Annotated in this window: 10 protein-coding genes; 5 read left to right on the top strand and 5 right to left on the bottom strand. The window is 61.3% G+C overall.

Annotated elements, in window-relative coordinates; all coding sequences use genetic code 11:
- Nucleotides 1-16 precede the first annotated feature (16 nt).
- From B3M53_RS06120 to B3M53_RS06135, 4 genes are all read left to right on the top strand, one after another.
- Nucleotides 17-691 (top strand): fumarylacetoacetate hydrolase family protein, encoded by a 675-nt coding sequence (locus B3M53_RS06120; RefSeq protein ID WP_286799896.1) that lies wholly within the window; start codon nt 17-19, stop codon nt 689-691.
- A 129-nt stretch (nt 692-820) separates the two neighbouring features.
- A complete protein-coding gene (kynA, locus tag B3M53_RS06125) occupies nt 821-1,669 on the top strand; it encodes a tryptophan 2,3-dioxygenase (protein ID WP_273147862.1) in 849 nt (282 codons plus the stop codon).
- Between the two features lie 20 nt (nt 1,670-1,689).
- Nucleotides 1,690-1,956 (top strand): Lrp/AsnC ligand binding domain-containing protein, encoded by a 267-nt coding sequence (locus B3M53_RS06130; protein WP_022699481.1) that lies wholly within the window; start codon nt 1,690-1,692, stop codon nt 1,954-1,956.
- A gap of 3 nt (nt 1,957-1,959) precedes the next feature.
- Complete coding sequence (locus B3M53_RS06135) at nt 1,960-3,345, top strand: L-serine ammonia-lyase (RefSeq protein WP_273147865.1); 1,386 nt, start codon at nt 1,960-1,962, stop codon at nt 3,343-3,345.
- 76 nt (nt 3,346-3,421) lie between these two features.
- Here B3M53_RS06135 and B3M53_RS06140 read toward each other — a convergent pair whose 3' ends face one another.
- From B3M53_RS06140 to B3M53_RS06155, 4 genes are all read right to left on the bottom strand, one after another.
- Nucleotides 3,422-4,069: a CoA transferase subunit B gene (locus B3M53_RS06140; protein ID WP_286799902.1), complete on the bottom strand. Its 648-nt coding sequence runs from the start codon at nt 4,067-4,069 to the stop codon at nt 3,422-3,424.
- A 17-nt stretch (nt 4,070-4,086) separates the two neighbouring features.
- Nucleotides 4,087-4,782, bottom strand: a complete 696-nt coding sequence (locus B3M53_RS06145; protein ID WP_160091705.1) for a CoA transferase subunit A — start codon at nt 4,780-4,782, stop codon at nt 4,087-4,089.
- A 76-nt stretch (nt 4,783-4,858) separates the two neighbouring features.
- Nucleotides 4,859-5,782 carry a YihY/virulence factor BrkB family protein gene (locus B3M53_RS06150; protein WP_286799905.1) on the bottom strand — a complete coding sequence of 308 codons (924 nt, stop codon included), beginning with the start codon at nt 5,780-5,782 and terminating at the stop codon, nt 4,859-4,861.
- 92 nt (nt 5,783-5,874) lie between these two features.
- Nucleotides 5,875-7,023: a CaiB/BaiF CoA transferase family protein gene (locus B3M53_RS06155; protein ID WP_286799907.1), complete on the bottom strand. Its 1,149-nt coding sequence runs from the start codon at nt 7,021-7,023 to the stop codon at nt 5,875-5,877.
- Between the two features lie 103 nt (nt 7,024-7,126).
- On the opposite strand from B3M53_RS06155, the gene B3M53_RS06160 reads away from it, so the two are divergent.
- A complete protein-coding gene (locus B3M53_RS06160) occupies nt 7,127-8,362 on the top strand; it encodes a diguanylate cyclase domain-containing protein (RefSeq protein ID WP_286799909.1) in 1,236 nt (411 codons plus the stop codon).
- On the opposite strand, the gene B3M53_RS06165 is transcribed toward B3M53_RS06160, so the two are convergent.
- Nucleotides 8,359-10,125: transcription-repair coupling factor (locus tag B3M53_RS06165; RefSeq protein ID WP_286799912.1), on the bottom strand; the 1,767-nt coding region annotated here is incomplete at its 5' end. The two genes, B3M53_RS06160 and B3M53_RS06165, sit on opposite strands and share 4 nt — an antisense overlap.

The following is a 10,125-nucleotide window of genomic DNA, read 5'->3' on the forward strand; positions in this document are numbered from 1 at the left end:
AAGAAAGACCACGCCCATGACCGCTTATGTCATCAACCCGCCGGTTGAAACACTTATTCCGGTGGAAGGCGGCGGTCAGTTTCCTGTCCGGCGGATTTACTGCGTCGGTCGAAACTATGCAGATCACGCACGTGAAATGGGCGCTGATCCTGATCGTGAAGCGCCCTTCTTTTTCTCCAAACCCCGCGATGCGGTGACCAGCCGCAGCGAAGTCGCCTACCCGCCCGCGACTGAAGACCTTCATCATGAGGTGGAGCTTGTTCTGGCGCTTGGAGCCGGCGGCGCGGATCTGAGCCCGGAACGCGCGAAGATGATGGTCTATGGCGCGGCGGTCGGCGTGGACCTGACACGTCGAGACCTTCAGGCCGCCGCCAAGAAGCAGGGACGTCCCTGGGACGCGTCGAAAGGCTTTGACCAGTCGGCGCCCATCGGCCTGATCCGTCCGGGGCACTCTCCGTCCGAAGGTCCTATAACGCTCAGCGTGAACGGTGAAACCCGGCAAACGGGCGATCTGGCGCAGATGATCTGGTCCAGCGCTGAAGTGATCTCACATCTGTCGAGCCTGTTTCGCCTGGAGCCGGGCGATCTCATCTATACCGGCACGCCCGCCGGTGTGGGGCCTGTTGAAAGAGGCGATCAGATCGAGGCCTCCATTACGGATCTGCCGCCCCTGCGCTTTAGCCTAATCTAGACAGCCATACCGGGCGAGCGGACTGACCGCGCAGCAGTTTGCGGCTGTGGCGAAGATGAGCCCTCTTGGCTTGCCCGGCTGGCTCAGCCTGTCTACATGCGGGGCGATGTGGCGGCGAACGGAACCGGTATGAGCGATCAGTTCAAGACATCTGTCGACCTTCAGGGCGAGGATATCCATTGGGATCCTGATGCGGGGCTGTCCTATGGCCGGTATCTGGGTCTGGATCAGGTGCTCAGCGCACAGACGCCGCTGACCGATGAACATGACGAGATGATGTTCATCATCATCCATCAGGCGTCTGAGCTTTGGCTCAAACTGTGCCTGCATGAGCTCAACGGCGCTCTCTCCCATCTGCAGAACGATGAAGTCCGGCCAGCGATGAAGATGCTGGCGCGCATCGCGCGCATCCAGGAGCAACTGACTCAGTCCTGGTCGGTGCTCTCCACCATGACGCCGGCCGATTACCTGAAGTTTCGCGATGCGCTGGGCCAAAGTTCAGGCTTTCAGAGCCACCAGTACCGCATCCTCGAATACCGCCTGGGCAACAAGAATGCGGCGCTGGCGCGCGTGTTCGCCAACGAGCCTGAAGCGCACGCCGCCGTCACCGCTGCGCTCAATGCGCCGTCGCTTTACGATGAAACGCTGAAGCTCGCCGCCCGTCAGGGCGCAGCGCTGCCCGAGGACGTGATCGAGCGTGACTGGTCGAAAGCGTATGAGCCGAACGCCCAGGTCGAAGCGATGTGGCGAGAGGTTTACCTCGACACCGCGAAATGGTGGGAACTCTACGAATTCGCCGAAAAGCTCGTCGATCTGGAACAGAAATTCCAGCAATGGCGCTTCAACCATATGAAGACCGTCGAGCGCATCATCGGCTTCCGGCGCGGCACCGGCGGGTCCGGCGGCGTCAGCTATCTCGTCAAGGCGCTCGACCTGCGCCTGTTCCCTGAACTCTGGACCGTTCGCACACAGCTTTAATTCCGCCTCGGGAGTCTTTCATGCGCAGCTTTTACATCTTCATCAAATGCGAGCTGGGCCGCACCTATGACGTGGCGTCCGCCATTGTCGATACGGTCAGCGAGACCCGTCAGGTGCATTCGGTGTCTGGCGAATTTGATCTGCTCGCCCAGTTCGCTGTCGATGACGGCGCGGATATTGGCCGCTTCGTGAACAAGTCGGTGCAGACCATTGACGGGGTGAAAGACACCCAGACCCTGATCTGTTTCAACGCCTTTACGCCTGATCGCGGTCAGGGCCTGGATTAAACAATGCATTTTGGCGTTTTCGACCTGTTCAAGATCGGCGTCGGCCCGTCGAGCTCTCACACTGTGGGGCCGATGAAGGCGGCGCGCCTCTTTCTAGAGCGCGTTGATGAAGAGCATGGCTTGTCGAGCGTCAAACGCGTGCAGGCGGAAGCCTATGGCTCGCTGGCGCTGACGGGCTCCGGCCACGCGACGGACAAGGCGATCCTGTGGGGGCTGGAAGGCGTGACGCCCGAAGGTGCGGATCCTGACGCTCTGCCCTCGCGTATCGACCGCATCAAGGCTGAAAAGACGCTGAAACTGCTCGATACGCATGAGATCGATTTCAACTGGGATGCTGATCTGATTTTTAACGGATCCAAGCGTCTGCCGTTTCACTCCAACGCCATGAAATTCATCGCCTTTGACGCATCTGGCGACGCTTTGCGCGAGGAAATCTGGTACTCGATCGGCGGCGGGTTCGTGATTGACGAGGCGGAAGCGGGGCGTAATTCCGCCGCGGAAGCGCTGAAGGGCGAGCCCTATCCGTTTAATTCCTGTGATGAACTGCTGGAAATCTGTGACCGCGAAGGCCTGACCATTCCTGAGTTGATGATGGCCAATGAAACCGCCTTCCGAGAGGAGAGCGAGGTTCGCGGCTGGATCACCAGCGTCACTCAAACCATGGAAGACTGCATCGAACGCGGCGTGCGCCAGCGCGGGGAATTGCCCGGCGGGCTGAACGTCAAACGCCGCGCGCCCCTAATGCGCGACAAGCTGATGGCGGAAGCGGCGCGGGCGGAGACCGACCCCCTCGCCTCGATGGAATGGGTCAATCTGTGGGCCATGGCGGTGAATGAAGAAAACGCCGCCGGCGGCAAGGTCGTCACCGCGCCGACCAATGGCGCGGCGGGCATCATCCCGGCTGTGCTGCGCTATTACGACCGTCACCATCGCCGCTCCAACGATCCTGACGCGATTGCGCGCTTCTTCCTGACCTCAGCCGCCATTGGCGCGCTCTATAAGCAAAACGCGTCCATTTCGGGCGCCGAAGCGGGCTGTCAGGGCGAAGTGGGCGTCGCTTGTTCCATGGCCGCAGGTGGACTGGCCGCCGCTTTGGGCGGCACGAACCGTCAGATCGAGAACGCCGCCGAGATCGCCATGGAGCATAATCTGGGCCTCACCTGCGATCCCGTGGGCGGGCTGGTGCAGATCCCTTGCATCGAGCGCAACGCCATCGGCGCGATCAAGGCGATCAACGCGGCGCGCCTGGCGCTGATGAGCGAGGATGCGGACTACAAGGTGAGCCTTGATCAGGTGATCGAGACCATGGCCCAGACCGCCGCCGACATGAACGACAAATACAAAGAGACCTCCACGGGCGGTCTCGCGGTAAACGTGCCGGTGTGCTAAGTCAGAGTGACGGATGATATAGAAAACCCCGGAGCATCTGCCCCGGGGTTTTTTACTTCAGCACCACTCATGCCGCTTAAGCCGCCAGCCCCTCAGCGACCGAGTACTTGGCTTCGGTCTTTTCCGCGATGTCTTCGAGCGTCACGCCGTCCGCCAGCTCCACGAGCTTCAAGCCGTCCTCGACCACGTCGAACACGCCCAGCGTGGTGATGACGCGATCCACGCAGCCCTGACCAGTCAGCGGTAGGGAGCATTCCTTCAAGAGCTTGCTTTCGCCCGCCTTGTTGGTGTGGTCCATGATCACCACGACGCGCTGCACGCCGGCGACCAGATCCATCGCGCCGCCCATGCCCTTGACCATTTTGCCCGGGATCATCCAGTTGGCGATATCGCCGTTCTCGGCCACTTCCATCGCACCCAGAATGGACAGATTGATGTGTCCGCCGCGGATCATGCCGAAGCTGTCCGCCGAGCTGAAATAGCTCGTCTGCGGCAGCTCGGTGATGGTCTGCTTGCCGGCGTTGATGAGGTCAGGATCCACCTCGTCCTCAGTCGGGAACGGGCCCATGCCCAGCATGCCGTTCTCTGACTGCAAGGTCACGTCCATGCCGTCTGGGATGAAATTCGCCACCAGAGTCGGAATGCCGATGCCCAGATTGACGTAGAAACCGTCCTGCAGCTCTTTGGCGGCGCGTTCAGCCAGTTGTTCTCTCGTCCAAGCCATGTGTGAGATCCTCCTGCTTACGCGCGCACGGTGCGCTGCTCGATGCGCTTTTCGAACGTGCCCTGAACAAGGCGCTGAACGAAAATGCCCGGCGTGTGAATGTGGTCGGCGTCAAGCTCGCCGTTCTCGACGATTTCCTCGACCTCGGCGATGGTCACCTTGCCGGCGGTCGCCATCATCGGGTTGAAGTTGCGCGCGGTCTTGCGGAAGACGAGATTGCCCGCCTTGTCCGCTTTCCAGGCCTTCACGATGGAGATGTCAGCCACAAGGCCGGTTTCCATGATGTAGGTCTCGCCGTCAAAATCCTTGTGCTCCTTGCCTTCCGCGACCAGCGTGCCGACGCCGGTCTTGGTGTAAAAGCCCGGAATGCCGGCGCCGCCTGCACGGATGCGCTCGGCCAGCGTGCCCTGGGGATTGAATTCCAGCTCCAGCTCGCCGTTCAGATACTGTTTCTCGAAGGTCTTGTTCTCACCCACATAGGAGGAGACCATCTTCTTGATCTGGCGGGTGTGCAGCAGCAGACCCAGGCCGAAATCATCAACGCCCGCATTATTGGAGATCACCGTCAGGTCCTGGGCGTTGCTGTCGCGCAGCGCCAGAATGAGGTTTTCCGGAATGCCGCACAGCCCGAAGCCGCCCGCCATCACGGTCATGCCGTCAAAAGTCAGCCCGTCGAGGGCCGTTTTTGCATCTGGGTAGACTTTGTCCGCCACCGTGCGGTCTCCTTCCCTGAGTTTTTCAACGATCGTTTAATTTGGGTTCGCGTTATAGCCCATATCGCTCTTGAGGCTAGTGCTTTTCCTCCGGCGCCGGTTTTTGATCAGGGTGGGCTTCACCTCTGTGACGATCAATCTCGACGGCGAGCGCCCCGCCGAAAAACACGGCGTAGGCTGACCAGTAGACCCATAACAGAAACACGATCAGCGTGCCTAGCGGGCCGTAGGTGCTGGGATTGACGATGGTCGCCACGTACAGCGTGAAGCCTTTGGACGCGATCAACCACAAAGTCGCGCCGGCGCCGGCGCCGATCAGCGAAGCGGGCCAGCTGGTCTCTCCGGCGCGCTGCATCACGAAGCGATAGAGCAGCGTCAGAGCCGCCAGCATGGCGAGATAGGAGATCGACCATTCATTGATCAGGCTGGCCCCGAAATCCGCGGCTTCGCTGCCCAGCAGGCGCAAGGCGGGACGGATCATGTTGGGGATGGTCAGGATCGCCAGATTGGCCAGGACCAGCAAGGCCCCGCCGGCGATCACAGCCCCCATGGCCAACAGGTTGAAATGCAGGATATTGCGCAGATCGCCCCGCCGCGCGATTTGATTGAGGCCTGCGATCATGGCCTTGGCCCCGCGCGCTGCGGCGAACCAGGCGATGAACAAAGCCACGGCGCCTTGCAAGGTCAGCGACGCGTTCGACGTTCCGGCGAGTTCAGACAGCTGAGTGGTCAGGAAGGTGTTGGCCGAGGGCGGCAAAACGTCAGTCACTTCAAGTCGCGCGACCTGATTGACGGCGTCATCAGCTGAAAACCACAAGCCATATATGGACGCCGCCACCAGGACGGCAGGCACAAGCGCCAGAAGACCGAAAAACCCCGCGCCGCCCGCAAACAGCATCACTTCGCGGGCCATCATGCGGTCTATGGCCCGAATAGTGATCTTGATCGCCGGGATGTCCCAAGCGCGGCGGATCAGGGATTTGATTTTGACCAGCGGCATAGCGCCCAGCGTTCAAACCTGTTCGAGCATAAAGACACCGAAGGCCGTACGCCCGCGATTTGCGTCTGTTTAGCGCCTATTGCAGCGCTGTGTCAGCCTAAACCCCCGGCGTTTTTCAGCGTGCCGATCTCGGCGTCGGAAAAACCCCAGTCGCGCAGGACGTCTTCGGTATGCTCGCCGGGCTTGGGCGCAGCGCCTTGAATGGCGCCGGGCGTACGAGAGAAGCGTGGAGCGGGCGCCGCCTGACGCACGCCCTCGACCTCAACAAACACGCCTCTGGCTTTCATATGGGGATGCTCTGTCGCGTGCCCGGAATCGAGAACCGGAGCGAAACAGCAATCCGTGCCGTCCAGAAGCGCCGTCCAGTGTGATTGCGGCTCGGCTTTGAACGTCTCTTCAAACACTTGCCGCATGGCTGGCCAAGTTTTGGCGTCATATTGCGCCTGCATGGCGGGATGGTCTGACAGGTCCAGCTTGTCGATCAACAGCTGGAAGAATTCCGCCTCCAGCGCGCCGATCGAGACAAAAGCGCCGTCCGCACAGGGATACACATCATAAAACGGTGCGCCGCCATCGAGCAGGTTTTCGCCACGCGGCTGGTTCCATAATCCCATGGCGTCCAGCTGATGCACCGCGCCCATCAAATGCGCAGCGCCATCCACGATCGCCGCATCGACGACCTGCCCCTCACCGGTTGCTCGCGCATGATGCAAGGCCGACAGAACCCCGACGGCGAGATACATCGAACCGCCGCCGAAATCGCCAACCACATTGACGGGAGGAACCGGTTTGTCTTTGGGGCCAATGGCGTCGAGCGCGCCGGTCAGAGCGATATAATTGAGGTCATGACCCGCGGCATGGGCGAGCGGGCCGTGCTGCCCCCACCCCGTCATGCGTCCATAGACCAGCGCCGGATTGGCTTTCAACGCCACTTCCGGTCCCAGCCCCAGGCGCTCCATCACACCCGGGCGATAGCCTTCGAGGATGATGTCGGCGTTTTTGATCAGCTTCAGACAGGCTTTGACCGCGTCGGGACTTTTGAGATTAAACGCCGCCGATCGCCGACCGCGCGCCAGGATTTCAGCCGGACCGCCGCCGCCAGCATGCGGGCGGTCAATCCGGATGACCTCTGCGCCCAGGTCGCTGAGGAGCATGGCGCAAAAGGGCGCAGGCCCTAATCCGACAAATTCCAGGACTTTAACGCCACGCAAAGGGCCTTGTGCTTTTGTATCGGTCGGCATGTTGCTGAATCGCTTTGTGACAATTTCAGGAATCAAAGTTTTGACACTGAACTCAGAACGACACAATCTTGCTGCCTCGGGTCGAGGGGGGCAGACGGGGCGGATGTTTTCCATAGCAGTCATTGGCGATGACGCCGCTGCGCGAGAAACCGCAGAGCTATTGGCTCAAATGGGGTTTCTGGTCGCAACTCATATTGAGCCTGGGTGCGAAGCCGTCGTGAGTTTTGGCGCTGTTGACGCCGACCTGCCTTCGGAAACCCTGCATCTGGCGATTGGCGAGCATGACTGCGCCCAACCGGATGCACGACTTCCCAAGAACGCTCATCCCATCCAGATCGCTTCGCGTTTGCGCGCCCTGTCCCGCCTTAAAGTGCTGGAACATACGGCGCAGCTGAGACTGCAAAGCGCCCTAGAGGCGGGGTATCAGCCCGCACCGGTGCCTGTGAATGCTGATGACTCGACGGTTTTGTTCGTCGGCGCGCCCGGCCCGTCTTTCATGCGGCTGCAGTTTGCGATGTCCAAAGCGGGCATTCAGACCATCGCCGCTTTTTCGACCTTCAACGCCTTTGATTACCTGCATGAACGTACGTTTGACGCGGTGATCCTGAACACCCGCCCAGAACCCGGGCTGGCGCATACCGTCTGCTCGGCCATGCGGCGCAATACGCGGCTCTATCATACGCCTGCTATCTTGCTGACCGCCGAGACCGACTATGCGGGCGCGGATGAAGCGTTCGCCCGTGGCGCATCCGACATTCTTTCCGACGCCGCCAGCAATGATGAAATGCGCGACCGTGTGATGGCGCTGGCGTCTGAACGCCGCCGCCGCCGCTTGGCCAAAGCGCGGCTGGAAGCGTGCCGCCTGCCCAGCCTGCTCGATGAAACCTCCGACCTCTACAATGAACGTTTCGGCCGTATTCATCTGCAAAGCCTGATGGATCAGTCTGCAGCGCGGCTAGAGCCGCTCAGCCTGATCATGTTGACCGTCAGCGCGCCACAGGAAGCGGGCATGAACGGCTTCGCAAAGGCGTCCGACCAGTTCGCCGGCATGTTGCGCCATTGCGTGCGCGCCGAGGACTTTGTCGTGCGCCTGGGTCAGGACCGCTTCATTATCGCCCTCCCCAAAACGCCCAAGGTCGAAGCGACGATGGTGTCCAATCGCGTCTCCGCCATCGCAGAATGCACGGCCTATGAAGGCGCAGATCCGCTCAAGCCCTTCCGGCTCGAGTTGAGCCCCTCTATCGAGGAAGCCGCCGGTGAAACCAGCGCTGAAGCTCTGATTGACCAGATGGTGCGCCGCTCGAACGTGTTGCCGTTCAGTTCCGCCAGAACCGGCTAGGCCGCTTCCTTGGCCCGACGCGCTGCGTCGGCCACCGGCGCCAGAAGCCGGAGCGCGCCTTTGAGGCGATCCATGGGATCGGGGAAATCTCCCTTGAGCACCAGCGTGTTGTCTGGCCGAAGCTTGTAATCGGCCGGGCGCTTGGTCATGAGTTCGATAAGCGCCGCCGGATCGCCGAATCCGTGCTCGCGGAAGGTTGCGACCGCACCCTTGGGACCAGCATCGAGCTTTGCCACATTCGCACGCTTGCACAGAGCCTTAAGCGCCACAACTTGAAGCAGGCTCTCAACTTCATCAGGCAGCTTGCCGAAGCGGTCGATCAGCTCGGCCGCGAAGCCTTCGCGCTCTTGTTTGGTGTCCAGAGACGACAGGCGGCGATAAAGCGCCATGCGCACGTCCAAGTCGGGCACATACTCTTCCGGGATCAGCACCGCCGCGCCCACATTAATGGCGGGCGACCAGTCGCGCTCTTCCAGGCTGGAATCGCCCTGCAGGCTCGCCACGGCTTCTTCGAGCATGGACTGGTAAAGCTCCACGCCCACATCCTTGATGTGACCTGATTGCTCTTCGCCCAGAAGATTGCCGCCGCCGCGCAAATCGAGATCATGGCTCGCCAGGGTGAATCCGGCGCCGAGGCTGTCGAGTGATTGCAAAACCTTCAGGCGCTTGTCCGCTGTGGCGGTCAGCTTCTGATTGGCTGGCGTCGTCAGATAGGCGTAGGCGCGGGCCTTGGCGCGTCCGACCCGGCCACGCAGCTGATAGAGCGGCGCCAGGCCGAACATGTCGGCGCGGTGGATGATCATGGTGTTGGCGGTCGGGATGTCGATGCCGGACTCCACAATGGTGGTGGAGACCAGAACGTCGTACCGGCCTTCATAGAACGCCGTCATGATGTCTTCGAGCTGACTGCCGGACATCTGGCCGTGCGCGACCACGAAACTGACCTCGGGCACCTGTTCACGCAGGAACCGCGAGATCTCATCCAGATCTGTGATCCGCGGCGCCACATAATAGCTTTGGCCGCCGCGATAGCGTTCGCGCAGCAGGGCTTCACGCACGGTGACGCTGTCAAAGGGCGTCACATAGGTGCGCACCGCCAGACGGTCCACCGGCGGCGTGGCGATGATCGACAGGTCGCGAATGCCCGCCATGGACAGTTGCAAGGTCCGCGGGATCGGCGTTGCGGTCAGCGTCAGAACGTGGACGTCTGATTTGAGCTCCTTGAGCCGTTCCTTGTGCTTGACGCCAAAGCGCTGCTCTTCGTCGATCACCAGCAGACCCAGATCGGCGAACTTCACGGTCTTCGCCAGGAGTGCGTGGGTGCCGATGACGATCTCGCACGTGCCCTCCGCCAGCTCCTTGCGCGTGGCGGTCGCTTGTTTCGCGGGCACGAGGCGAGAGAGTTGCCGCACTTTCACCGGCCACCCCTTGAAGCGCTCTTCAAAGGTTTTGAAGTGCTGGCGCGCGAGCAAGGTGGTCGGCGCGACGATGGCGACCTGCCGTCCGCTCATGGCGGCGACAAACGCCGCGCGCAGGGCTACTTCCGTCTTGCCAAAGCCCACATCGCCGCAGATCAGGCGGTCCATGGGCCGACCCCGGGCGAAATCCGAGAAGACATCATCAATGGCGTGCAGCTGATCGTCGGTCTCCACATAGGGGAAGCGCGCCGCGAACTCGTCATAGAGCCCGCTGGGCGGGGTCAGCACTTCGGCGTCGCGCGCATTGCGGGTGGCGGCGATCTTGATCAGCTGATCGGCCATGTC

Origin of the sequence: Oceanicaulis sp. UBA2681 (assembly GCF_002354675.1) — a bacterium.
GTDB lineage: Bacteria > Pseudomonadota > Alphaproteobacteria > Caulobacterales > Maricaulaceae > Oceanicaulis > Oceanicaulis alexandrii.